This is a genomic window from Ruegeria sp. AE4 (assembly GCF_056542185.1).
Genome location: NZ_JBQFZK010000002.1, coordinates 22851 through 44309, shown reverse-complemented (window position 1 = coordinate 44309; position 21459 = coordinate 22851). Strand labels below are relative to the sequence as shown.

Below are 21459 nucleotides of genomic sequence, written 5' to 3'. Positions count from 1 at the left end.
GGCAACGTTTCAGCCCCACCGGACAAAGGGGCCGTTCAGTGAACGGCCACAGGTGACAGGTCGTGCTGACGGGCCAGAACGAAGGCCAGCTTGCGGTCGGCCACAAGTGCCAGTTGCTGCCCATCGGAATCGTGCACGGCATAAAGGTGATCCAGATCACCTGCCTGATCGCGCAGATCACGCGGCAGATCGGCAACGTCGACTGTTTTCACATAGACGATACGATCGCCTTCGGTGTTGATTTCAATCGGTGTATTCATTGCTCTTACCCCTTCCGTATGTTGATTGTCTGAACCACGGTTTCCGGCACGGCGCGGGTCAGATCCACATGCAGCAGACCGTTTTCCATGATCGCCTCTCCCACCTCGACCCCGTCAGCCAGCACGAACATGCGCTGAAACTGACGCGCCGCGATACCACGGTGCAGGAAGATGCGCCCCTCGCTGTCGTCGCGCTGACGGCCCCGGATCACCAGTTGGCGATCCTCGATGGTGATCGACAGATCCTCTTCGGCGAACCCGGCCACCGCAAGGGTGATGCGGTAGGAAAAGTCCGAGGTCTGTTCGATGTTATAGGGCGGGTATCCTTCATTACCGGCCTTTGCAGACCGTTCCAGAAGGCGTTCCAGCTGCTCGAACCCCAAAAGATGCGGGTATGAGCCAAGAGTAAGTTTCGACACGTATTTTCGTCCTTTATTGTCAAAGCGACGTGGTGCGCGGTCCCGTTCCGGCAACCGCTTGTTATAGAATATGGGAAGAAAACAGGATGTCCACAAGGTCTGGCGCGATAACGTCTGACACACTATCTTGTTGGGCAAGCACCACAACAAGCCCGAGTCGCCAATGAACGCGCCCACCGACCTTTCGATGAAAACCGAAGAAGTTCTGCGGGTTGAGTTGGAGGTTTTTCGCCGCCAGCACCGCGACCTTGATGAGGCGATCGAGGCGCTGCACGAAAAAGGAACGGCTGATCAGTTGACCCTTCGGCGTCTGAAAAAGGAAAAACTGCGCCTGAAAGACTTCATCCGCCTGATCGAAGACCGCCTGACCCCCGATATCATTGCCTGAACGCCCTGTACCGCATTGCCACAAAAGCGGATTTGGCTATAGTGCGCGCTCTTTCTGAGCGCGGGGACGTAAGCGGATGAGCGATGTGACAGTGGGGATCATCATGGGCAGCCAGTCGGACTGGCCCACGATGAAGGAAGCCGCAGATATTCTGGATGAACTGGGCATCGCTTATGAGGCGCGTATCGTTTCGGCCCATCGCACCCCGGACCGGTTGTGGGACTATGGCAAGACCGCCGTATCACGCGGGTTGCAGGTGATCATCGCGGGCGCTGGCGGAGCGGCACATCTGCCGGGTATGATGGCCTCGAAAACACGCGTACCGGTGATTGGCGTGCCTGTGCAGACGCGGGCCCTGTCGGGGGTGGATTCGCTGTATTCCATTGTGCAGATGCCCAAGGGCTTTCCGGTGGCGACCATGGCAATCGGGTCGGCTGGCGGAGCCAATGCGGGCCTGATGGCAGCGGGCATTCTGGCCTTGCAGGATGAAGCCCTGGCCGCGCGGCTGGATGCCTGGCGTGACGCGTTGTCCGCCTCAATCCCCGAGGAACCGCTGGGATGAGCCGGATCGGGTTTATCGGCACCGGGCATATCGCCGCGCCGATTGCGCGGCTGATGGCCGCCAAAGGGCATGAGATCAGCGTGACAGAACGCAACGCCGAGGTCTCGGCTGACCTGAAGGCCGAACTGGGCGTGACTATCGCGCCGCCGCAAGCGGTGATTGACGCCTCGGACATCGTGTTTCTGTGCCTGCGCCCGCATATCGCGGCCGAGGTTCTGGCCCCCCTGACCTTTCGCGCCGATCAGCAGGTTGTGTCGGTTATGGCGGCCGTTTCCGCCGAGGATTTGGCCAAGCTTTGCGCCCCTGCGTCGGATTTCGTCCAAACCATCCCGCTGGGGTTCTTGCAGTCCGGTGGCTGCCCGATGGCGGCGTTCGGCAATGACCGCTTGCTGGCCGAGCTGTTTGAGCCGGAAAACCCAGTGGTCAAGGTTGCGGATGAAGCGGCGCTGAACGCGCATTTTGCCATTTGTGCCATGGTTCCCGGCGTTCTGGATCTGATGGCCACCGGGGCCGAATGGCTGGGTGACGTAACCGGCGATGCGGACGGGGCCGAGTTCTATACCACGCAGTTGATGGCGGGTTTTCTCGCCGCGATGGAAAAAGGCACAGCCGGGCGGTTGGCACAGGAGCGCGACGCTTTGGCGACCGAAGGTACTTTGAGCCTGCAAATGACGGGCACCCTGATCGAACAGGGCGCGCATGAGGCGCTGAGAGCGGCGCTTGGCGCAATTGGAAAACGTTTGGAGAATTGACGATGGCGGAGATGCTCGCCCAAGGTGCAGTGATTGGGATTCTGGGTGGCGGCCAGCTGGGCCGGATGCTGTCGGTGGCGGCCTCTCGGCTGGGGTTTGTCAGCCACATCTACGAGCCGGGCGCAAACCCGCCTGCCGGGCAGGTTGCGGATCGGGTTACGACAGCGGCCTACGACGATATCGACGCCTTGACGGCCTTCGCCGATGCGGTGGACGTCATCACCTATGAGTTCGAGAACATCCCGACCGAGGCATTGGATATTCTGGAAGCCCATCGCCCCATTCGTCCCGGGCGTGAGGCATTGAGGGTCAGTCAGGACCGCCTGACCGAGAAGACGTTCCTGCAGGGGCTTGGCCTGAAAACGGCTCCGTTTGCGGATATCACCGATCTGGACAGCCTGAATGCGGCCATCGAAGAAATCGGCGCCCCCGCCATCCTGAAGACCCGCCGCTTTGGCTATGACGGCAAAGGACAAGCCAGATTGCGCACCCCCCGGGATGCCGAGGCCGCGCTGGCCGATATGGCTGGTGCGCCTGCCCTTCTGGAGGGGTTCGTTGATTTCTCACACGAGGTTTCGATCATTGCAGCGCGGGGGCTGGATGGTCAGGTGGCCTGTTTTGATCCGGGTGAGAATGTGCACCGCGACGGCATCCTGCACACCACCACCATCCCTGCCCGACTGTCCCCCGCCCAGCGCACCGATGCCATCCTGCTGGCGGCCAATATCCTGAACGCGCTGGAATATGTCGGTGTCATGGGCGTTGAGCTGTTCGTGACACCCGGCGGGCTGATCGTGAACGAGATCGCGCCGCGCGTGCATAACTCGGGCCACTGGACGCAGAATGGCTGCGCCGTGGATCAGTTCGAACAGCACATCCGCGCTGTGGCGGGCTGGCCGTTGGGCGACGGGCAGCGCCACTCGGATGTGGTGATGGAGAACCTGATTGGCGACGATATGGACCGTGTGCCCGAGCTGGCGCGCGAACGGGACGTCGCGCTGCATCTTTACGGCAAGGCCGAGGTCAAGGCCGGTCGCAAGATGGGACATTTCAACCGGATCATGCGGTAGAATATCGCGCTGCGGCGCGATGCCTTCGGCGAGAGTATTTAAAAAAAGGTGAAGCCGGTCTGGTTTCACCCCACAAAGCGCGCCGCGATATCCCCTGACATGTAGCTGACGCGCCCGCCCGCCAGTGTCGCGGCGACCCGGTGAGTGGTTGCGTCAAGGATTACCAGATCGGCGCGTTTGCCCGCGGCAAGCGTGCCCCGGTCCTGCAAGTCCAGCACCCGCGCGGGGCCGGATGAGATCAGCGCCCAGGCCCCTGCGAGATCCAGCAGCCCGGTTTTGATCAGCATCAGCGCCGCGCGGCGTGGACTGGGATAATGGTAATCCGAGGCCAGCGCATCACAGAGCCCCATGGCGATCAGCTCTACCGCGCTGGCATTGCCCTTATGCGAGCCGCCGCGGACCACATTGGGCGAGCCGAGAATGACGTGATCCCCGGCAGCGCGCGCCGCCTCGGCGGCTTCAAGCGTTTCGGGAAACTCGGCAATACGCACCCCTTGGCTGCGCCACCAAGCGCGCGCCTCGGCAGTTGCGTCATCGTGGCTGCCCAGACGCACGCCCATGTCCGCAAGGTCCGAACAGAGCGCTTTTAGCGCGGCCGGAACCTCAGCCTTGCGGGCGTGCATGTCGAGCAGCATCGCAAAATGCGCCTCTGGGTTGCGTCCGGCCTTCAATGCCTGCCCGGTCAGGCGCGGTGGTTTCTTGCCCTGTGCCAAACGATCATGCGGCAGGTGATCATTGAAGACCACGTATGGCACCTGCCAATCGGCGATGCGACGGGCCAGCCCGTCGTAATCCGCGAGCATATTGGTCTCGAACCGCAATTGCGGGATCAGATCGGTGACCGTGCTGCCCTTGACCGCTGCGATGGCCGCAAACACCTGCGCGGCAAAGTCCGGGCCGCGCACGCCGCCTTCCCAGCTGTAAAACTGCGCCAGAACGGCTGTGGTGATGCCGTTGGCGGCCAGTTCGGCCTCGACCGACAGAATGCCCTCATTCATCTGCTTCATCGCGCCGCGACGTGGGGCGATATGGCGTTCGAACCCATCGCCGTGCAAGTCGACAATACCTGGCAGAACAAGAAACCCGGTCAGGTCAATCCGCCGCCCGGTTGCGTCTTTCTGAATGACCCCACCTGCAACGGAAAGCTCCGCGCGTGACAGCCCTTCATCCGGTAGCAGAACCTCGGCACCGGTCAATGTCAGTTCCAATGTGGTCATTCTGATGGCTCCGCCCCCGGTTCCGAGCAATTCTGCCCGATGCAGATCTCGTCTATTACGTCCATCACACCGTCCAGCCAAGTGATCTGGGGATCGAACCGACCAAATTCGATAAAGTGCAGAGCCTGTGCCATGACCTGCGGGTTGTTCATCATGAAAGTGTGGGTCACCGGCAAGACGAGATGATCGGCCATGCCTTCGACTTTGGTGGATTCGACCGACACCTTGCCATCGTCCGGGCCGTCGATCAGAGATGAAAACACGAGGTTCAGGGACTGATCACCTGCGATGACCCCCAGTTCGAAATCCACAGGCGGCAGGCGGCTGGGAATTCCATCCGGGCCCGTGCCCAGTTGCAGTCCGGCCGGGCCGTTCAGGTATCCGAACACCTCCCACGCGCTGAGTTCATCGACCAGCTGGCTACCCTGATTGGGTGGCCCCAGCATGACGACACGGCCCATGTTTTCAGGGCTGTGGTCCTGCAACCAATATCGCAACAGGATGCCACCCATGGAATGCGCAACGACATTGACGGTGTCACTGCCGCAGGCTGCAAATGCTTGCGGGATGGTTTGTTCGGCCAGTTCGGGGATACCGATTTCGGTCGAAGGGTAACCGGGGCGCACCACGGAATAGCCATTCGCTTTGAACAGTTGTTCCATCACGCTGAACGACGCCTCGGTCCGGGCAAGACCGTGCAGCAGGACAACGCATTTCGCGTTGGCCACGGCGGGAAATAGACAACAAAGCAGGGCGATCAGAATTCTCATACCCGCCAGATAAAGCCTGTGCACCTGCGTTAAAAGCCCTTCCCGCGTTGACGTCGCAGGACAGCCAGCGCGATACCGCCCAAAACCAGTGCCGCACCAACAAGCAGCCGCACGCCCGCGCTTTCCCCCAACAGCACCACGCCGCCCACAATCGCGATCACCGGCACGCTGAGCTGAACGACTGCCGCCGTCGACGGTGCCAGCCGGGGCAGGACGCGATACCACAAGGCGTATCCCAGACCAGATGTTACGCCACCCGAAAGGACCGCGAGGAGATAGCCCATTCCGGTCATGTGCCACTCTGCCCCTGTGGCCATCAGGGCCAGCGCGGTCACCGGCAGCGCGGCGATGAAATTCGCTGCCGTGCCTTGCAATGCGTCAGGCTCGGACCGCCCGGCCAGTGAATAGGCTGCCCAGCCGATCCCGGCTGCAATCATCAAAACGGTTCCGGTCGGATCGACCCGCACTGTTCCCGTGGGCCACAGGACACAGGCCAGACCACCCAGTGCAATCGCTGCCCCGGCCAACTGTCGTCGGGTGGGTTTGGCCCCGGTAAGGGCGGTGGCGGCGAACATGGTGATCTGCACAACGGCAAACAGGATAAGCGCGCCCAGCCCCGCATCCAACGTCAGATAGGCAATGGAAAACCCGATCATATACAGGGAAAGCGACCCGGCCCCGATGACGCGCCTGCGGTTGCGCAGGGGCAAATGTCCTCTACGCAGCAGGATCAGTGCGGCCAGAACCAACGCCCCCGCCAGAACCCGGATAATGGCAAACCCCGCGGGATCACTGGACCCGCTGTCGATAGCCAGCCGGTTCAGAATGGAGTTCGCCGCAAAGGCGCACATGGTTAGGGCGGTCAGAAGGAACAGTCGCATTTCAACCACATACCGACTTGGCGGCGAGTTGGACACTCACAATTCGGGCACACGCGGCCCAGGCTTCATCTTTTCCAAAATACTCCCGCCGGAGGCATGGCCGCATTGCGGCCATCGGAAATGAAACGGGGCCGCCAAAAGGCGACCCCGTCCGTTAGCACTTTGCTTCCCCTCTCGACAGCCTGACCTTGCAGCCAAACGCCTGTCAGGGGTCGTCAGAATTCGCTTAGGCGAATTCGACGTGCTTACATCATGCCCCCCATGCCGCCCATGTCGGGCATGCCGCCAGCAGGTGCATCTTTTTGCGGTTTGTCTGCAACCATCGCTTCGGTGGTGACCAGCAGGCCGGCAACCGATGCCGCATCTTCCAGAGCGGTACGAACAACTTTGGCCGGGTCGATCACGCCGAACGAGAACATGTCGCCATATTCTTCGGTCTGAGCATTGAAGCCAAAGGCCGGATCCGAAGATTCGCGCACTTTGCCTGCAACAACCGCACCGTCAACGCCTGCGTTTTCGGCGATCTGGCGCAGCGGCGCTTCGATAGCCTTGCGCACGATGTTGATGCCTGCGTCCTGATCAGCGTTTGCGCCTTTCAGCGATTCCAGTGCTTTACCGGCCTGAACCAGAGCAACACCACCGCCTACAACGACGCCTTCCTGAACGGCTGCGCGTGTTGCATTCAGAGCATCGTCCACACGGTCCTTACGCTCTTTCACTTCAACTTCGGTCATGCCGCCGACGCGGATAACGGCAACACCGCCTGCCAGTTTGGCAACGCGTTCCTGCAGCTTCTCACGGTCGTAATCCGACGAGGTTTCTTCGATCTGGGTGCGGATCTGAGCAACACGTGCTTCGATCTCGGCTTTCTCGCCAGCACCGTCGACGATGGTGGTTTCGTCTTTGCTGATCTCGATCTTCTTGGCGGTGCCCAGCATGTCCATGGTGACATTCTCAAGCTTCATGCCCAGATCTTCGCTGATCACCTGACCGCCGGTCAGGATTGCGATGTCCTGCAGCATGGCCTTACGGCGATCGCCGAAGCCCGGTGCCTTGACAGCAGCAATTTTCAGGCCGCCGCGCAGTTTGTTGACAACCAGAGTTGCCAGCGCTTCACCTTCAACGTCTTCTGCAATGATCAGCAGCGGCTTTTGCGACTGGATCACCTGCTCGAGCAGAGGAACCATCGGCTGCAGCGAGGACAGTTTCTTTTCGTGCAGCAGGATCATGCAGTCGTCGAGTTCTGCGATCATCTTGTCTGCGTTGGTGACGAAGTAAGGCGACAGATAGCCGCGGTCGAACTGCATACCTTCGACAACATCGGTCTCGGTTTCCAGACCTTTGTTTTCTTCGACGGTGATGACGCCTTCGTTGCCAACCTTCTGCATCGCGTCCGCGATCTGCTGGCCAATTTCAGCTTCGCCGTTGGCCGAGATGGTGCCAACCTGAGCAACTTCTGCCGAGTCTTTGACTTCGCGCGAAGCAGCACGGATGCCTTCGACAACTTTGGCGGTTGCCAGGTCGATGCCGCGCTTCAGGTCCATCGGGTTCAGGCCCGCTGCAACCTGCTTCAGGCCTTCTTTTACGATGGCCTGCGCCAGAACGGTCGCGGTGGTGGTGCCGTCGCCGGCTTCGTCATTGGTGCGGCTGGCGACTTCTTTCACCATCTGCGCGCCCATGTTTTCGAACTTGTCTTCCAGTTCGATTTCCTTGGCAACCGAAACACCGTCTTTGGTGATGCGCGGTGCGCCGAAGGATTTGTCCAGAACCACGTTGCGGCCTTTAGGGCCCAGGGTCACTTTGACAGCATCCGCCAGAATGTTGACGCCTTTCAGCATCTTGTTGCGGGCATCGGTGTCGAACTTGACGTCCTTTGCAGCCATGTCGTTTCTCCTTGAGAAAATGTGTTGAGTGGAAGATCAGAGAAAGCGCGGGCTTACTCGATGATCCCCATGATGTCGCTTTCTTTCATCATCAGCAGCTCTTCGCCGTCGACCTGGACCTCGGTGCCCGACCATTTGCCGAACAGGATCTTGTCGCCAGCCTTGACCGCCATTGCGATCAGCTCGCCGCTGTCCTTGCGCGCGCCTTCGCCGGTTGCGACGACTTCGCCTTCGCTGGGCTTTTCTTTTGCGCTGTCAGGAATGATCAGTCCGCCGGCGGTTTTTTCATCGCTTTCGGTACGGCGAACCAGCACACGGTCATGAAGCGGTTTCAATGCCATCTTTGCAGCTCCTTGGGCTCAAAGTTTTGTTTATCCTCCCCTCGCCATTCGACGAGGCGTTAGCACTCGGTGTGTGTGAGTGATAACGACGCATAGCTAGGGAGTCTAAAACGCCGAGTCAACAAGGTGTTTGGGATTTTTTTGAGAACGGCCTAGTCGGCCTGTTCCCAGCTGTAGGCCCAGTGTTTCAAGCCGTCTGTTCCCTCAGAGGTAAGTGCGTAGACACCTTTTTCAACCTTCTCGAACCAGCCATAGTGATTTTCCCGCATCAACCGGGTGGCGACCGGAACACCCACCGATCTGGCGACCTCGCCCCCTTTGGCCGGGCCGTGTTCGGCCAGAAAGGCCGCGCATTTCAGCGCATCCTGGCGGTAGGCCGTCACGATCCCATGACGTGTCGCGCCCCCGGAATTGGGGTCGCCCTCCAGCCGGTCGAATTCGCGCAGCAGCCGCGCCGCCCTGGCCTTGTTCTTGCGCGGCGCATAGGGGCCCGGATCGCATTGCACCTCGACCGTGCCATCGGAACGCACGGTGATCAGACCCAGACCAAGCCTGCGGCACAGCGCAATATTGTCCCTGAGCGCCCGTCGGGCCGTGCGCCCGGTGGGTTTGCTGACCCCGATATAGACCTGATCCGTGAGTTTCAGGCGGGCAATTGCCTGATGGAACAGGGACAGCGTGAACCTGAGCTTGAGCTCGACAATCACAGGCGGCTCGTCTTCGCGCATGGCGACGATATCGGCTGCGCCCACTTCTCCTTTGACGATGTATCCCTGACGCTCCAAGAGCGCCTTGATCGGGGGATAGAGGTCCTGCTCGCGGTTCATGGGCCTATGCTACGCAGATTGTTGAGGAATACCAGACGGGTTGCTTGAACATGGGTCGCAGGCATGGCTATGTCTGGAACACCTTGATGACACAACACCGGATGGGTTCATGCGCCTGCTGACATTTCTTGCTTTTCTAATGGCCCCGATCACGGCTGCGGCTGCGTGCGATGGGCAGGACCTGCGCCCGCAGCTGTCGGATGACGCGCGGGCCGAATTGCAGCGCGCGGTGGCGGACATCCCCTTTCCTGAAGGCAACCACTGGATTGCGCGCAAGGATGACACGGTTCTGCACATCATTGGCACCCTGCACACGTATGACGAACGCATGGAAAAGGTGGTCGAACGCCTGTCTCCGGACCTGAGCAAGGCTGACGCGTTCTATTTCGAAGTCACACAGACTGACATGGACGCATTCGAAAAAAACCTGGCCAATAATCTCAGCGCTGTAATGATCACATCCGGGCCGACCCTGATCGACCTGATGGGAGATGAAGACTGGGCCGCATTCTCGACCGCGTTGAACCAGCGCGGCATTCCCGGCTGGATGGCGGCCAAAATGCGACCGTGGTTCTTGAGCATGATGCTGAGCATCCCGCCCTGCATGATGGAAGATCCGAACGGGACCTACGGCATGGACGCCCGCCTGAATGATCTGGCCGCAGAAAACGGCATTCCGCAACACTCGCTGGAACGTATCGACGACCTGATCGCCATGTTCGACAGCCACCCGTTGGAACAGCAGGTCGAGTCACTGGTGCGCCTGTCCGGGGCGATGATGGGAAGCAACGATCAACTGGCCACCATGGCCAATGGATATCTGGAAGAAAAGCACGCCGAGATCATACAATTTGCCCGCCTGCAGGGGTTCGAGGAATCCGGGCTGAGCCGGGACGTCTTCGATGAGGAATGGAACGGGTTCGAGCAGCAGATGCTGGTCCAGCGGAATGCCCTGTGGATGGAGCATATTCTGGCCATCACGGATCAGACGGCAGTGATCGCGGTCGGCGCAGGTCATCTGAGTGACGATCACGGTTTGCTGAACCAGCTGTGGCAGGCCGGATACACGCTGACACGCGCCGCTTTCTAAGCCGGTTCAGCGGTTTTCAGACCAAGCGTCGCAGACGGGCTGCTGTGGCGTGACAAGGACGTTTGTCCGCCCTATAAGGCGCGCAAATTTCCATTCCGCAGGACGCTGACATGACAACGCTCGTATTTGGCCACAAATCCCCCGACACCGATTCCACAGGCTCGCCGATCCTGTGGTCGTGGTACCTTAACGAAATCAAAGGTGTGCAGGCCGAGCCCGTGCTGTTGGGCGAACCCAACACCGAAGCGGCATTCATGCTGGACAACTGGGACCTGCCCAAACCGCGCATCCTGGACGATCTGGCCGCGGACACTCCGGTGGTCATCGTCGACACCAACAACCCCGCCGAACTGCCCGCCAATGTCAATGACGCGGACATCCGCGCCATCATCGACCACCACAAGCTGGTCGGTGGTCTGGAAACCAAAGGCCCGATCGACATCACCGTGCGCCCGCTGGCCTGCACGGCCACCATCATGGTCGACCTGATGGGCGACGATGCGGCCAAGATGCCCGATGCCATCAAGGGCGCGGCACTGACCTGCATCCTCTCGGACACGCTGGAATTCCGCTCGCCCACCACCACGCCCCATGACCGCGAGGTTGCTGAGCGGCTGGCAGCCGAGCTGGAGCTGGATATCTCGGCTTACGCGGCAGACATGTTTGCGGCGAAATCGGATGTCTCGTCCTTCTCGGATGCCGAACTGATCCGCATGGACAGCAAGGAATACGAGGTCGATGGCACCAAATTCCGCGTTTCGGTTCTGGAAACCACTGCGCCGGGCGTCATTCTGGACCGCAAGGCAAGCCTGGCGGGTTCGATGGTGGATGTCGCCAAGGAAGACGGTGTCGATCAGGTGCTGCTGTTCGTCGTCGATATCCTGAACGAGGAAGCCACTCTGCTGGTGCCCAACGATCTGGTCAAAACCGTTGCCGAGAAAAGCTTTGGCGCATCCGTCGATGGCGACGCCGTGGTTCTGCCGGGCATCATGAGCCGTAAGAAGCAGATCATTCCGAACCTGAAGGTCTGAAGAAACGCGCGGGGTCTGTCGTTCTGAGTAAAACAGGCCTCGCATTATTAGTCCTGAGTCTGCGCCTTCGGCATTGCGCTTGGGCAGACCTGTACCCGACAGATGAAATACAGGGCGGCCACCGATCGATTGGTGGCCAATCCCTTGCCAATCGGTCATAAGGCTCGTGCAGTTTCAGCTTGAGGCCACATATGACCCAGATCGTTCACGCGCTGTCCGAAATCTCTGCCCGCTACAAAGCGTTGTTTGTCGATCTGTGGGGGTGCGTTCACAACGGGATCACGGCCTATCCCGAAGCTGTCGCAGCCCTTCAAGCCTATCGCGCGGACGGGGGGCTTGTCGTGCTGGTCACGAACTCGCCCAAACCCCGCGCGGGTGTGGCCGAGCAACTGGTGCAGTTCAATGTTCCCGCAGATGCCTATGACACCATTGCCACCAGCGGCGATTCCGCGCGGTCGGCGATGTTCCGTGGCGCTGTCGGGCACAAGGTTTACTTCATGGGAGAATGGCAGCGCGATGCGGGCTTTTTCGAGCCACTGAAACTGCTGCACCACCCGATCCATATCGAACGTGTCCCGCTAAGAGAGGCCGAAGGGATCGTCTGCTGTGGTCCCTTTGATCCGATGGCTGACCCGGACGTGAACCGCCCCGATTTCCTCTATGCCAAGCAGATGGGCATGAAGCTGCTGTGCGCAAACCCGGATATTGTTGTCGATCGCGGCGAAGTACGAGAATGGTGTGCCGGCGCTTTGGCCAAGCTCTATACCGAGATGGGCGGCGAGAGCCTGTATTTCGGCAAACCGCACCCGCCGATCTACGATCTGGCGCGCCGCAGGTTGCAGGAACTGGGCCATGATATCCCGGACGGCGACATTCTGGTGATCGGCGACGGCCCCCATACGGACATTCTGGGGGGCATGGGTGAAGGCATTGATTCCCTGTTCATTTCGGGCGGGCTGGCGGCGGCTGAGACAAAAACGTCGCACCATCCGGATCACGAATCCCTAACAGCTTATATCGAAAGGGAAAAGATCAACCCGACCTACACAATCGGTCGATTGAGGTAGCAAGAAAAGACTTGATTTTCTGCAACTGCGAAGTAATAAAGTTGCCAACCTAGGCCGGATAGTGGTTTTTTCTTTCTCGGTCGATTTCGAGTGAGGGCAACATGTTGGACAATCTTCCACGCGGAACGATCTGTATCGAAGACATCGAAATGGGCATGTCCCGCCACCTGCGCAAAGTGGTGACGGACGAAGATATCGAGATGTTTGCGCAGATCTCGACAGACCGGAATCCGGTGCATCTGGATGATGATTATGCCCGCGATACAATCTTCGAAGGGCGCATCGCGCACGGGATGCTGACAGCTGGGCTGATTTCGGCCGTGATTGGCGAACAACTGCCGGGCCATGGCACGGTCTATATGGGGCAGTCACTGAAGTTCCTGGCCCCCGTGCGCCCCGGTGACATGGTTTACGCCGAGGTCAAAGTTATCGACATCGACTTTTCCAAGCGTCGCGTCAAACTGGATTGCCATTGCTCGGTCGAGGGCAAGAAGGTTCTGATCGGTGAAGCCATGGTACTGGCCCCGTCGCGCAAGTTCGACTGATCGGCGAACACTTCCATGCAAAAGGCGCCCGACCGGCGCCTTTTTTGTTTGGACGCTGTTTTTTGCCTGTGCCTTTCAGGACGGTCGGGCGCGTTTTCGCCCTTTCAACGCACCGGATTCCAGAATGATCTCTGACACCACGTGTTCGCGCCTGTAGGCCATCACATGAACGCCGGACACCCCCGCGATATCGCGGATCTGCTGGATCAGTTCGATACAGATCTTCTTGCCCTCGTCAGCTGGCTTTTCGGCTTTCTCCATCCGCTCGATGACCTGATCGGGGATGTGAATGCCGGGAACATTGCTGCGCATCCAGCGTGCCGCACGCGCTGACGCGATGGGGCCGACGCCCGCGATGATGAACACTTTCTTGTCCAGCCCCGCGTCCCTCACCCGCGCCATGAATTTCTCGAACAGCGGAATGTCGTAGATGTAATTGGTCTGAATATACTCGGCCCCGGCCTCAACCTTCTTTGCCAGACGGTCAGGTCGCCAGTCATAAGGCGGGATACAGGGGTTTTCGGCAGCACCAAGGAACAGTTGCGGCGGGCGCGTGATCTTACGACCAGAAAGGAACATTCCCTGATCGCGCATCGTGCGGATCGTCCGCAACAGGGTCAGGGAATCGAAATCGAAAACCGGTTTTGCCCCCGGCTGATCCCCGACGCCGACGCCGTCGCCGGTCAGGCACAGCACGTTACTGACGCCCAACGCCGCAGCCCCCAGAACATCTCCCTGAATGGCAATCCGGTTCCGGTCGCGGCAGGAAATCTGATAGACCGGAGAATAACCCGCGCGCGTCAGCAAGGCACAAATCCCAATCGAGGACATATGGCAGTTCGCGCCCGAAGCATCGGTTGCATTGATCGCGTCAGCCACTTCACCAAGCGGTTGGGCCGCCTGAAAAACATCCTCGGGGTCGGCACTGTCGGGTGGGTTCAATTCGGCGGTGACTGCGAAACGGCCTGAACGGAGTACCTTTTCCAACCGGCTGTGCGACACATATCCTTGGGGAACCGGAACATAGCCAATCGGCTCCACCTCGTTGCGATGGGTATCACTCATTTCTTCAGTTCCCGGTTTATCGCGTTGGGTGGTTCGGCGGCCAGTGGTGCCGCAGAAGGTTCATTCTCGCGCGCTTCGGGGAATGCCTCGGCCAGCGCCAATCGGGCAGCATCCCGGGTCTCGCGCTCGTGCGCTGCAATCTCGCGGCTGACCCGCAACCAGGATGACGAGCCTTTCAACGTGTGCTCCACCGGTGGCAGAACTTCTTTTATCTTGTCGGCTCCGTTCCGCATGCGGCTGGCTCCGTTCCAAGCCAGGGCCCAGACACATTTCATATCCGGCTTCACCTCACAAAACTCGCCGGGACGTACGCCGCCACATGGGCCATTGCGCAATTGCTTTGGGCAGTTCATCGGGCAGGACATGCCGGTGGATGACAACACGCATTGCCCGCACATCTTGCAATCGAACAACAGGGTTTTGACGCCCTTCTCGACCAGTGCGATGGGGCGTTCGACGCGGTTATATCCGATCTTTGCAAATAGCGGGTCCATCGCGACCATGCCGCGTTCGACACATTTATAGATCCACTCGAAAGTGCGGGCATGACGAATCGCGAACAGTCGCATTCGGTACATGGGTCTGCCTCCTGTGCTGGGTTCGTTCGAACCTGGCCGGGCTTTGATCCGGTGCGCCTAAATCCAGGGGACCGGATTTTCAGTCTAAACCCAGAGTTTTTTTTGAATCAAGCGGTTGGAGGCGCCTGACCTGAAATACTTGGATTGGCCTCGTGCATTTTCCCGGCCAAGCGAAATGTTCAAAGCTCATTCGCAGGATCGCATTCTTGGAATTCAAACTGCCGCTTGAACAAATTGACTCGCGCCGCTACGCAATCGTCTATGCACATCATCCGGGATATCCAGTTCGTCCAGCCAGAAGATCGCGGCGCCAGCGTGGCAATCGGGAATTTCGACGGCGTTCATTTGGGGCACCAGTCGGTCATCGAACTGGCCCGTAATGCTGCGCCAGACGCGCCGCTGGGTGTGTTGACCTTCGAGCCGCATCCGCGGGAGTATTTTGCGCCGGACACGCCTCCGTTCCGCCTGATGCGGGGCAATGCGCGGGCGCACCGGCTGGAAAAGCTGGGCGTAGAGAAGCTGTATGAACTGCCGTTCAACGCCGCGCTGGCAGGGCTATCGCCGGAAGAGTTTGCACGCAACGTGATCTGCGACGGGCTGGGCCTGTCGCATGTCGTGGTGGGGGCCGATTTCTGCTTTGGCAAGGGCCGCAGCGGCACGGCGCAGGATCTGGTGCGGTTCGGGCGGGACATGGGGTTCGGCGTGACGATTGCGCCTTTGATGGAACGGTCGGAAAACGTTGTGTCCTCAACCGCCATTCGCACCGCGCTGAGCGACGGCCGACCACGGGACGCAGCCGCGATGCTGGGACACTGGCACCGGATCGAAGGCGAAGTGATCGGGGGCGAACAGCGCGGGCGCGAATTGGGCTTTCCCACCGCGAACATGTCCATCGAAGGGCTGCACCCGCCAAAGTTCGGTGTCTACGCCGTATTGGTGGATGTGTTGGATGGGCCGCATAAAGGCAGCTATCACGGTGCGGCCTCGATCGGGGTGCGTCCGATGTTTAACGGTCAGGTGCCCAATATCGAGACCTTCCTGTTCGACTTTTCGGGCGATCTGTACGGGGCGACCCTATCGGTGGGTCTGATCGACTTTCTGCGCCCCGAGATGACATTTGACGGGCTGGAGAGTCTGATCACGCAGATGGATGCCGACTGCGAACAGGCCCGCGGTGTTCTGACCGCCCTATGAGTGTTGATCCGATTGAACGCACGGGCCTGCCTGCCCGGTTTTGGGAGCGCAAACCCCTGCGCCAAATGAACCAGCGCGAGTGGGAGGCGTTGTGTGATGGCTGCGGCAAATGCTGCCTAAACAAGCTGGAAGATGAAGACACGGGCGAGGTTGCCCTGACCTGCGTCGCGTGCCGCCTGTTGGATGACGAAAGCTGCCGCTGCGTACAATACGACATCCGGCATCAATTCGTGCCCGAATGCATCGTCATGACCCCCGACAATATCGACGAACATGCCTATTGGTTGCCACAAACCTGCGCGTATCGGTTGCTGTGGGAAGGCAAACCGCTTTACGACTGGCACCCGTTGATATCTGGTACAGCGGACAGTGTGCATGCCGCCGGGGTCTCGGTTCAGGGGCGCACAGTGTCCGAGTTTGAGACACCCATGGAAGAGTGGGAAGATTACATAATCGAGGAGCCAAGCTGATGCATTTCGCGTCTGACAATTCCGGGCCGGTTCATCCGCAGGTCATGGCCAGGCTGGCCGAGGTCAATCAGGGCTATCAGATGGCCTATGGTGCGGATACGCTGATGAACGAGGTGCGCGACCGTATCCGCAGCATCTTCGAGGCTCCGGGTGCTGCGGTCTATCTGGTGGCGACGGGGACAGCCGCGAATTCTCTGGCCCTTGCAACATTGTCAAAGCCTTGGGAAACGGTTTTCTGTTCCCCAGTCGCGCATATCCACGAGGACGAATGCAACGCACCGGAGTTTTACAGCGGCGCCAAGCTGACCCTGGTTCCGGGCGGAGACAAGATGACCCCTGAGGCGCTGCGCGGGTCAATTCTGGGCGAAGAAACACGCGGCGTACATGGGCCGCAGCGCGGACCCGTGTCGATCACACAAGTGACCGAGCGCGGATCGGTTTATTCGCTGGCAGAGTTGCAGGCCCTGTGCGGGGTCGCCAAGACGTACGGCCTGCCTGTGCATCTGGACGGTGCGCGTTTTACCAACGCGTTGGTTGCGCTGAACTGTTCCCCGGCGGATATGACGTGGAAAGCAGGTGTGGATGCTGTCAGTTTTGGTGGCACCAAGAACGGTCTGATGGGTGTCGAGGCGGTGGTGTTCTTTGATGAAAGCAAAGCCTGGGAGTTTGAGCTGCGGCGCAAGCGCGGGGCGCATCTGTTTTCCAAGCACCGCTATCTGTCCGCTCAGATGGCGGCCTATCTGGAAGACGACCTGTGGCTGAAGATGGCACGTCAGGCCAATGACAACTGCACCCGCTTGGCCGAGGGTTTGCGCGCCAAGGGGGCCGCATTTTTGCACGAACCGCAGGCCAATATGATCTTTGCCTCATTCCCACGCGCGAAGCACAAGCAGCTGCACGAGGCCGGCGCGGTTTATCACCTTTGGGGGGCAGAGCTGGACGGCGAGGATGAAAACGAAAACCTCGCGTGCAGGCTGGTTTGCGACTGGTCCATCGGAGCGGCGGAGATCGATCAGTTTCTCAATCTGCTTTAACGCCTATCGGGGCGTTGGCCTGCCAGAACGCCCGCATCAAAGCGCCGGTTTCATCAGGGTGTGAAATCGGCAGCATGTGCCCTGCGCCGTTGATGCGTTCATGGCGCGCATCAGGCAGGCGCCGTTGCAGCCCCGCGCAAATCGCGTGGATCACCGGCGGCGTCTCTGACCCGCTCAGCAGCAGGATCGGCATCGATGCACGCCGGAGCCGATCCGGGTCAAGCAGCCCTGCCTGATCGTCATAGAGCACAGGCTGCACAGCGGGAACCGCATCGATCCCGCGCACCATATTTGCCCGCGTGCGCTCGGGCAAATCAGGCCATTTCGGGCTGATCTTCGTGCTCCACGCCCTGTTGAACAGGCGCGCGGCCAAAACCTTGTCACCAGACGCGAAGGCCGCATTGACCGGCTCGGAGTCCCGTTCGTGCTGGTCGAACAACAGCGGCGCATCCTGTTTTGCAACTGCAAAGAACACGGGTTCGATCAGGATCAGGCTGCGCACGCGGTCAGGATGTTCGATCGCCAGCCTGAGCGCGATCATCGCCCCAAAGGAATGCCCGATTACATCCATGGGTTCGGTCAATTCAGCCAAGGCGGGTTTGGTCACAGCGTCAAAGAAATCACCCTGCCCGTCCCAATCCGGGCTGCGCCCATGCGACAGCATATCCGGGGCAATAAATGACGCGCAGCCATCCAGCGCACTGGCCAAACCAGACCAGGCACCGGAATGCGCAATCGTGCAATGGAGGGCGAGCAGTTTCCGCTCCCCCTCACCCAAGTGCCTGACGAAAACGGATTGCATCACGGCCCTGACCGTCACCCGTTCATCTTGGCCAGATGCCGATCCAGATCGTCCAGCCTGTCCTGACCCCAGAACCGCTGATCGTCGGGCGTGATATAGAACGGTGCGCCGAAGACACCCCGGTCCACGGCTTCCTCTAGGTTGGCGGCATAGGTTTCTGCCCCCACCAGCAAGCCGCTGTCTGCCAGACCGGGATCAAACCCGGCTTGCGTCAGACATTCGCGGATAACATCGTCCTGTGCGATATCCTTTTCCTCGGCCCAGCAGGCGCGAAGGAAGGAATGACTCAGCTTGCCCACATCGCCCGAGCCGTCCTTGATCGCGGCAATAACCGCATAAGATGACGGGGCCATGTTGGTCGGCCAGTGCGCGGGTTTCAGATTGAACTCCATCCCCAGATTCTTGGATTGGCGCAGCAGCTCCTGTGCGCGGTATTCGATACGAGAGATATGCCGGTCTTTCGGAGGGGTTCCCCCGGTGCGCGCGAACAGGGCGATAATGTCCAGCGGCTTATAGTTGATCGTGGCGCCGTGTTTCGCCGCGATTTCTTCCAACCGCATCCCTGCCAGATAGGAATAGGGCGAGAGTGTCGCAAAAAAGTAGTCAATCTGGGTCATGTGCACTTTCTCCGCTGCGTTACCTTTGCGGGACGGTAAGGCCATGCTAAGCGGTGTCAACATCACGATTCTGTCACATTGCCATTGCTGCCCGGGGACCTCAGCCGATGCCGACACTTCACGAACCCAAGCTTATCGCTGGGAACGCCAACCTTCCGCTTGCCCAAGCCATCGCACGCCGCATGAGCCTGTACCGAGGCGTTGATCAGGGTCTGGTCGATGCGCGTGTCGAACGGTTCAACGACGGTGAGATTTTCGTGGAAGTGTTCGAAAATGTGCGCGGCGAGGATATGTTCATTATCCAACCGACCTCGAACCCGGCCAATGACAACCTGATGGAACTGCTGATCATCGCCGATGCGCTGCGCCGGTCGTCCGCGCAGCGGATCACCGCCGTGATCCCGTATTTCGGGTACGCCCGTCAGGACCGTCGCACCAAGGCCCGCACGCCCATCAGCGCCAAGCTGGTGGCCAACATGCTGACAGGGGCCGGGATCGAACGGATCCTGACAATGGACCTGCACGCGGCCCAGATTCAGGGCTTTTTCGATATGCCCGTGGACAACCTTTATGCCTCGCCGATCTTTGCGCTGGATGTGAAGCATCAGTTCAAGGGAAATCTAGATGAAATCATGGTGGTCTCACCCGACGTGGGCGGCGTGGCCCGCGCACGCGAACTGGCCAAGCGGATCAACGCCCCTCTGTCGATCGTGGACAAGCGCCGCGAGAAAGCTGGCGAAGTGGCCGAGATGACCGTGATCGGGGATGTGAAGGACAAGATCTGTCTGATCGTGGACGACATGTGCGACACCGCCGGAACGCTGTGCAAGGCGGCGCAGGTGCTGCTGGATAACGGTGCGAAAGAGGTTCATTCCTACATCACGCATGGCGTCATGAGCGGCCCTGCGGTGGAACGGGTGACAAATTCGGTGATGAAGTCGCTGGTGCTGACCGACACCATCCAGCCGACCAAAGAGATTTTGGGCGCCAAGAACATCCGCATTGTTCCGACCGCGCCTATCTTTACGCAGGCGATCCTGAACATCTGGAACGGAACCAGCGTGTCATCCCTGTTCGAAGACAAGACGCTGACACCGATCTACGAATCCATGTACCAGATGGATTGAGTTTGGACGGGGCGACAGGATGTGTCGTCCCTTTCTTTTTGAACCACCGATTGCGCACAAGCCTGACCCATGTGCGCGATCAGCGACACAAGTGGACCGATCTCCATGACTGGCAACAAACGCATTGTTCTTTCCAGCGACCACGCGGCAATCGAGCTGCGTCAGGCTGTGGCCAACCACATCGCGCAGCAAGGCTGGGACGTGGTCGATATCGGCCCGACGACCCCTGAAAGCACCCATTACCCCAAACACGGCAAGGCCGCGGCACTGACTGTTGCATCGGGTGATTGCGAATTGGGTATTATCCTCTGCGGCACGGGTCAGGGCATCATGATGGCCGCAAACAAGGTGCCCGGCATTCGCTGCGGTGTCTGTTCGGATGCGTTTTCTGCGCGGATGATCCGCCAGCACAACAATGCCAACATGCTGTCGATTGGCGCGCGCGTTGTCGGCGAAGGTCAGGCGCTGGATATTGTGGATGCGTTTCTGGGTGCCGAATTCGAAGGTGGCCGCCACGCCACACGGGTCGATATGATCGAAGCGCAAGACGACTGAGTCCTGCGCCTGTCCTGTAAGCCCCGGATCAGGAAATGTTCCAGTCGTCCGGGTGTGCCACCTCTCCAAACGCAGTCCAGCTGATCCGGATGCGGGCAATCCGCGTGTCGGACCATGTCCGAAACACCGCTTCAAACCCTTCCGAGGTGATGTTTTCTGCCTGAACCTCGGCGCGCAGGGCTGATGATGTGTCGACATCCCAAAGGGAAATCCCGATCTGAACCATGGGCGGGCTAAGAAACGTGCCCTTGAATTGGATGGGTTTCCGACGTTCGCGGGGGCCTTCGCCAGTCCACATGTCCCCGCCTTCGGCAAATTCCGAAAACAGAACACTTTCACCCTGATCGATGCCAATGGGATGGGTCAGAAATTTTTTCATGTTTTCATCATTATACTTGAATTTCCGCAACTTACCCCGGCTTTCTGGCAAAAGCACGACAAAAAAACGGCCCCGCAATTGCGAGGCCGTTCCAGTTTTTCAGTGTTAAGCCAATTAAAGGCTCATATGCGTCCCAAGAGCTTCCATATCGGCCAGCAGCTTGGCGGCTTCGTCGACGATCGACATATCGTCGCCGCCTTTTGCCGCTTCGTGCGAGGCGCGCGCCTCGGCAATCAGCTGGTCCATATGCGAACGGGTGATTTCCGAAACCGGAACCGCCTTTTCGGCCAGAACCGACAGGCTGTCGCCGTTGATCTGGGCAAACCCGCCGGTGACCAGGTATTCGCTGGACCCTTCGGGTGCCTCAACCTTCAGCAGACCGGGGCGCAGCGTTGTGATGGTGGGGGCGTGATCGGGCATCGCCGTCATGTCCCCGTCCGCGCCGGGAATCTGGACCGCGGTGACCTCGAGCGAAGCAAGGCTCCGCTCGGGGCTGACGAGGTCGAAATGCATCGTGTTTGCCATCAGGGATACT

General features: G+C 59.6%; 27 protein-coding genes. 13 read left to right on the top strand and 14 right to left on the bottom strand.

Annotated features, from left to right (window positions below; translation table 11 throughout):
- Positions 1–35: 35 nt before the first annotated feature.
- Together ACR0EK_RS04435 and ACR0EK_RS04430 are read right to left on the bottom strand one after the other, a co-directional pair.
- The gene (locus tag ACR0EK_RS04435; RefSeq protein WP_209504776.1) at positions 36–260 is read right to left on the bottom strand and encodes a DUF1150 family protein; all 225 of its coding nucleotides are present in this window, start codon (positions 258–260) and stop codon (positions 36–38) included.
- A gap of 5 nt (positions 261–265) precedes the next feature.
- Positions 266–679 carry an Hsp20 family protein gene (locus tag ACR0EK_RS04430; RefSeq protein ID WP_058275530.1) on the bottom strand — a complete coding sequence of 138 codons (414 nt, stop codon included), beginning with the start codon at positions 677–679 and terminating at the stop codon, positions 266–268.
- 163 nt (positions 680–842) lie between these two features.
- Between ACR0EK_RS04430 and ACR0EK_RS04425 the strand changes: the two genes are divergently transcribed.
- From ACR0EK_RS04425 to ACR0EK_RS04410, 4 genes are all read left to right on the top strand, one after another.
- Positions 843–1067, top strand: a complete 225-nt coding sequence (locus ACR0EK_RS04425) for a YdcH family protein (RefSeq protein WP_267362973.1) — start codon at positions 843–845, stop codon at positions 1065–1067.
- A 76-nt stretch (positions 1068–1143) separates the two neighbouring features.
- Entirely contained in the window at positions 1144–1629 is a 486-nt protein-coding gene (purE, locus tag ACR0EK_RS04420; RefSeq protein ID WP_480539325.1) for a 5-(carboxyamino)imidazole ribonucleotide mutase, read from the top strand.
- The gene (locus ACR0EK_RS04415) at positions 1626–2381 is read left to right on the top strand and encodes an NAD(P)-binding domain-containing protein (protein ID WP_480565344.1); all 756 of its coding nucleotides are present in this window, start codon (positions 1626–1628) and stop codon (positions 2379–2381) included. The genes purE and ACR0EK_RS04415 overlap by 4 nt, the downstream gene beginning before the upstream one ends.
- Positions 2382–2383: 2 nt before the next feature.
- Positions 2384–3451: a 5-(carboxyamino)imidazole ribonucleotide synthase gene (locus ACR0EK_RS04410; RefSeq protein ID WP_480565341.1), complete on the top strand. Its 1068-nt coding sequence runs from the start codon at positions 2384–2386 to the stop codon at positions 3449–3451.
- Positions 3452–3516: 65 nt separating this feature from the next.
- Here the strand turns inward: ACR0EK_RS04410 and ACR0EK_RS04405 are convergent, their stop codons facing one another.
- The 6 genes from ACR0EK_RS04405 to ACR0EK_RS04380 all read right to left on the bottom strand — a co-directional run bounded on the left by ACR0EK_RS04405 (position 3517) and on the right by ACR0EK_RS04380 (position 9370).
- The gene (locus ACR0EK_RS04405; protein ID WP_480565338.1) at positions 3517–4668 is read right to left on the bottom strand and encodes an alpha-D-ribose 1-methylphosphonate 5-triphosphate diphosphatase; all 1152 of its coding nucleotides are present in this window, start codon (positions 4666–4668) and stop codon (positions 3517–3519) included.
- A complete protein-coding gene (locus tag ACR0EK_RS04400) occupies positions 4665–5438 on the bottom strand; it encodes an alpha/beta fold hydrolase (RefSeq protein ID WP_480565335.1) in 774 nt (257 codons plus the stop codon). The genes ACR0EK_RS04405 and ACR0EK_RS04400 overlap by 4 nt, the downstream gene beginning before the upstream one ends.
- 29 nt (positions 5439–5467) lie before the next feature.
- Positions 5468–6319 (bottom strand): DMT family transporter, encoded by an 852-nt coding sequence (locus ACR0EK_RS04395; RefSeq protein WP_480565332.1) that lies wholly within the window; start codon positions 6317–6319, stop codon positions 5468–5470.
- A 245-nt stretch (positions 6320–6564) separates the two neighbouring features.
- Entirely contained in the window at positions 6565–8202 is a 1638-nt protein-coding gene (groL, locus tag ACR0EK_RS04390; RefSeq protein WP_267362982.1) for a chaperonin GroEL, read from the bottom strand.
- A 53-nt stretch (positions 8203–8255) separates the two neighbouring features.
- Positions 8256–8543, bottom strand: coding sequence for a co-chaperone GroES (groES, locus tag ACR0EK_RS04385; RefSeq protein WP_170536247.1), 288 nt, complete (start codon positions 8541–8543; stop codon positions 8256–8258).
- A gap of 152 nt (positions 8544–8695) precedes the next feature.
- On the bottom strand, positions 8696–9370 hold the full coding sequence (locus ACR0EK_RS04380; protein WP_480487567.1) for a DUF2161 domain-containing phosphodiesterase: 675 nt from the start codon (positions 9368–9370) through the stop codon (positions 8696–8698).
- 109 nt (positions 9371–9479) lie between these two features.
- Here ACR0EK_RS04380 and ACR0EK_RS04375 point away from each other — a divergent pair, with 109 nt between their 5' ends.
- The 4 genes from ACR0EK_RS04375 (at position 9480) to ACR0EK_RS04360 (ending at position 13103) form a co-directional block, all read left to right on the top strand.
- Entirely contained in the window at positions 9480–10460 is a 981-nt protein-coding gene (locus ACR0EK_RS04375) for a TraB/GumN family protein (RefSeq protein WP_480565329.1), read from the top strand.
- Positions 10461–10570: 110 nt separating this feature from the next.
- Entirely contained in the window at positions 10571–11491 is a 921-nt protein-coding gene (locus ACR0EK_RS04370) for a manganese-dependent inorganic pyrophosphatase (RefSeq protein WP_480475459.1), read from the top strand.
- 191 nt (positions 11492–11682) lie between these two features.
- Complete coding sequence (locus ACR0EK_RS04365; protein WP_480565326.1) at positions 11683–12558, top strand: TIGR01459 family HAD-type hydrolase; 876 nt, start codon at positions 11683–11685, stop codon at positions 12556–12558.
- Positions 12559–12659: 101 nt separating this feature from the next.
- A complete protein-coding gene (locus tag ACR0EK_RS04360) occupies positions 12660–13103 on the top strand; it encodes a MaoC family dehydratase (RefSeq protein WP_267362989.1) in 444 nt (147 codons plus the stop codon).
- 75 nt (positions 13104–13178) lie between these two features.
- Here the strand turns inward: ACR0EK_RS04360 and ACR0EK_RS04355 are convergent, their stop codons facing one another.
- Positions 13179–14168: a methylenetetrahydrofolate reductase gene (locus ACR0EK_RS04355; protein WP_480475455.1), complete on the bottom strand. Its 990-nt coding sequence runs from the start codon at positions 14166–14168 to the stop codon at positions 13179–13181.
- Positions 14165–14746, bottom strand: coding sequence for a methylenetetrahydrofolate reductase C-terminal domain-containing protein (locus ACR0EK_RS04350; RefSeq protein ID WP_480487559.1), 582 nt, complete (start codon positions 14744–14746; stop codon positions 14165–14167). The genes ACR0EK_RS04355 and ACR0EK_RS04350 overlap by 4 nt, the downstream gene beginning before the upstream one ends.
- Before the next feature lie 261 nt (positions 14747–15007).
- Here ACR0EK_RS04350 and ACR0EK_RS04345 point away from each other — a divergent pair, with 261 nt between their 5' ends.
- Genes ACR0EK_RS04345 through ACR0EK_RS04335 form a run of 3 tightly spaced genes read left to right on the top strand, consistent with a single transcriptional unit; the run spans position 15008 to position 17444 of the window.
- Complete coding sequence (locus tag ACR0EK_RS04345) at positions 15008–15940, top strand: bifunctional riboflavin kinase/FAD synthetase (protein ID WP_480565323.1); 933 nt, start codon at positions 15008–15010, stop codon at positions 15938–15940.
- Entirely contained in the window at positions 15937–16410 is a 474-nt protein-coding gene (locus tag ACR0EK_RS04340) for a YcgN family cysteine cluster protein (protein ID WP_209504795.1), read from the top strand. Before ACR0EK_RS04345 ends, ACR0EK_RS04340 begins: the two co-directional genes overlap by 4 nt.
- Positions 16410–17444 (top strand): threonine aldolase family protein, encoded by a 1035-nt coding sequence (locus tag ACR0EK_RS04335; protein ID WP_267362995.1) that lies wholly within the window; start codon positions 16410–16412, stop codon positions 17442–17444. Before ACR0EK_RS04340 ends, ACR0EK_RS04335 begins: the two co-directional genes overlap by 1 nt.
- Here ACR0EK_RS04335 and ACR0EK_RS04330 read toward each other — a convergent pair.
- Together ACR0EK_RS04330 and ACR0EK_RS04325 are read right to left on the bottom strand one after the other, a co-directional pair.
- The gene (locus ACR0EK_RS04330) at positions 17431–18246 is read right to left on the bottom strand and encodes an alpha/beta fold hydrolase (RefSeq protein WP_480565320.1); all 816 of its coding nucleotides are present in this window, start codon (positions 18244–18246) and stop codon (positions 17431–17433) included. The genes ACR0EK_RS04335 and ACR0EK_RS04330 overlap by 14 nt on opposite strands.
- 14 nt (positions 18247–18260) lie before the next feature.
- Positions 18261–18863, bottom strand: a complete 603-nt coding sequence (locus tag ACR0EK_RS04325) for a DsbA family protein (protein WP_480557821.1) — start codon at positions 18861–18863, stop codon at positions 18261–18263.
- Positions 18864–18970: 107 nt separating this feature from the next.
- Between ACR0EK_RS04325 and ACR0EK_RS04320 the strand changes: the two genes are divergently transcribed.
- Entirely contained in the window at positions 18971–19990 is a 1020-nt protein-coding gene (locus ACR0EK_RS04320; RefSeq protein ID WP_209504798.1) for a ribose-phosphate pyrophosphokinase, read from the top strand.
- Positions 19991–20095: 105 nt separating this feature from the next.
- Entirely contained in the window at positions 20096–20545 is a 450-nt protein-coding gene (gene rpiB, locus ACR0EK_RS04315) for a ribose 5-phosphate isomerase B (protein WP_267362998.1), read from the top strand.
- 28 nt (positions 20546–20573) lie between these two features.
- Here rpiB and ACR0EK_RS04310 read toward each other — a convergent pair whose 3' ends face one another.
- Entirely contained in the window at positions 20574–20924 is a 351-nt protein-coding gene (locus ACR0EK_RS04310; RefSeq protein ID WP_480482280.1) for an H-type lectin domain-containing protein, read from the bottom strand.
- 114 nt (positions 20925–21038) lie between these two features.
- Complete coding sequence (locus ACR0EK_RS04305; RefSeq protein ID WP_480565317.1) at positions 21039–21449, bottom strand: F0F1 ATP synthase subunit epsilon; 411 nt, start codon at positions 21447–21449, stop codon at positions 21039–21041.
- Between the last annotated feature and the right edge of the window lie 10 nt (positions 21450–21459).

Excerpts from the sequence above, each read along its gene's own strand:
- ACR0EK_RS04370 (WP_480475459.1), top strand. The coding sequence starts at position 10,571 with ATGACAACGCTCGTATTTGGCCACAAATCCCCCGACACCGATTCCACA.
- ACR0EK_RS04380 (WP_480487567.1), bottom strand. The coding sequence starts at position 9,370 with ATGAACCGCGAGCAGGACCTCTATCCCCCGATCAAGGCGCTCTTGGAG.
- ACR0EK_RS04350 (WP_480487559.1), bottom strand. The coding sequence starts at position 14,746 with ATGTACCGAATGCGACTGTTCGCGATTCGTCATGCCCGCACTTTCGAG.
- ACR0EK_RS04355 (WP_480475455.1), bottom strand. The coding sequence starts at position 14,168 with ATGAGTGATACCCATCGCAACGAGGTGGAGCCGATTGGCTATGTTCCG.
- ACR0EK_RS04375 (WP_480565329.1), top strand. The coding sequence starts at position 9,480 with ATGCGCCTGCTGACATTTCTTGCTTTTCTAATGGCCCCGATCACGGCT.
- ACR0EK_RS04435 (WP_209504776.1), bottom strand. The coding sequence starts at position 260 with ATGAATACACCGATTGAAATCAACACCGAAGGCGATCGTATCGTCTAT.
- ACR0EK_RS04415 (WP_480565344.1), top strand. The coding sequence starts at position 1,626 with ATGAGCCGGATCGGGTTTATCGGCACCGGGCATATCGCCGCGCCGATT.
- ACR0EK_RS04345 (WP_480565323.1), top strand. The coding sequence starts at position 15,008 with ATGCACATCATCCGGGATATCCAGTTCGTCCAGCCAGAAGATCGCGGC.
- ACR0EK_RS04305 (WP_480565317.1), bottom strand. The coding sequence starts at position 21,449 with ATGGCAAACACGATGCATTTCGACCTCGTCAGCCCCGAGCGGAGCCTT.
- groL (WP_267362982.1), bottom strand. The coding sequence starts at position 8,202 with ATGGCTGCAAAGGACGTCAAGTTCGACACCGATGCCCGCAACAAGATG.
- ACR0EK_RS04395 (WP_480565332.1), bottom strand. The coding sequence starts at position 6,319 with ATGCGACTGTTCCTTCTGACCGCCCTAACCATGTGCGCCTTTGCGGCG.
- ACR0EK_RS04365 (WP_480565326.1), top strand. The coding sequence starts at position 11,683 with ATGACCCAGATCGTTCACGCGCTGTCCGAAATCTCTGCCCGCTACAAA.
- ACR0EK_RS04330 (WP_480565320.1), bottom strand. The coding sequence starts at position 18,246 with ATGCAATCCGTTTTCGTCAGGCACTTGGGTGAGGGGGAGCGGAAACTG.
- ACR0EK_RS04405 (WP_480565338.1), bottom strand. The coding sequence starts at position 4,668 with ATGACCACATTGGAACTGACATTGACCGGTGCCGAGGTTCTGCTACCG.
- ACR0EK_RS04310 (WP_480482280.1), bottom strand. The coding sequence starts at position 20,924 with ATGAAAAAATTTCTGACCCATCCCATTGGCATCGATCAGGGTGAAAGT.
- ACR0EK_RS04325 (WP_480557821.1), bottom strand. The coding sequence starts at position 18,863 with ATGACCCAGATTGACTACTTTTTTGCGACACTCTCGCCCTATTCCTAT.
- ACR0EK_RS04320 (WP_209504798.1), top strand. The coding sequence starts at position 18,971 with ATGCCGACACTTCACGAACCCAAGCTTATCGCTGGGAACGCCAACCTT.
- ACR0EK_RS04340 (WP_209504795.1), top strand. The coding sequence starts at position 15,937 with ATGAGTGTTGATCCGATTGAACGCACGGGCCTGCCTGCCCGGTTTTGG.
- rpiB (WP_267362998.1), top strand. The coding sequence starts at position 20,096 with ATGACTGGCAACAAACGCATTGTTCTTTCCAGCGACCACGCGGCAATC.
- ACR0EK_RS04360 (WP_267362989.1), top strand. The coding sequence starts at position 12,660 with ATGTTGGACAATCTTCCACGCGGAACGATCTGTATCGAAGACATCGAA.
- ACR0EK_RS04335 (WP_267362995.1), top strand. The coding sequence starts at position 16,410 with ATGCATTTCGCGTCTGACAATTCCGGGCCGGTTCATCCGCAGGTCATG.
- ACR0EK_RS04410 (WP_480565341.1), top strand. The coding sequence starts at position 2,384 with ATGGCGGAGATGCTCGCCCAAGGTGCAGTGATTGGGATTCTGGGTGGC.
- groES (WP_170536247.1), bottom strand. The coding sequence starts at position 8,543 with ATGGCATTGAAACCGCTTCATGACCGTGTGCTGGTTCGCCGTACCGAA.
- purE (WP_480539325.1), top strand. The coding sequence starts at position 1,144 with ATGAGCGATGTGACAGTGGGGATCATCATGGGCAGCCAGTCGGACTGG.
- ACR0EK_RS04425 (WP_267362973.1), top strand. The coding sequence starts at position 843 with ATGAACGCGCCCACCGACCTTTCGATGAAAACCGAAGAAGTTCTGCGG.
- ACR0EK_RS04400 (WP_480565335.1), bottom strand. The coding sequence starts at position 5,438 with ATGAGAATTCTGATCGCCCTGCTTTGTTGTCTATTTCCCGCCGTGGCC.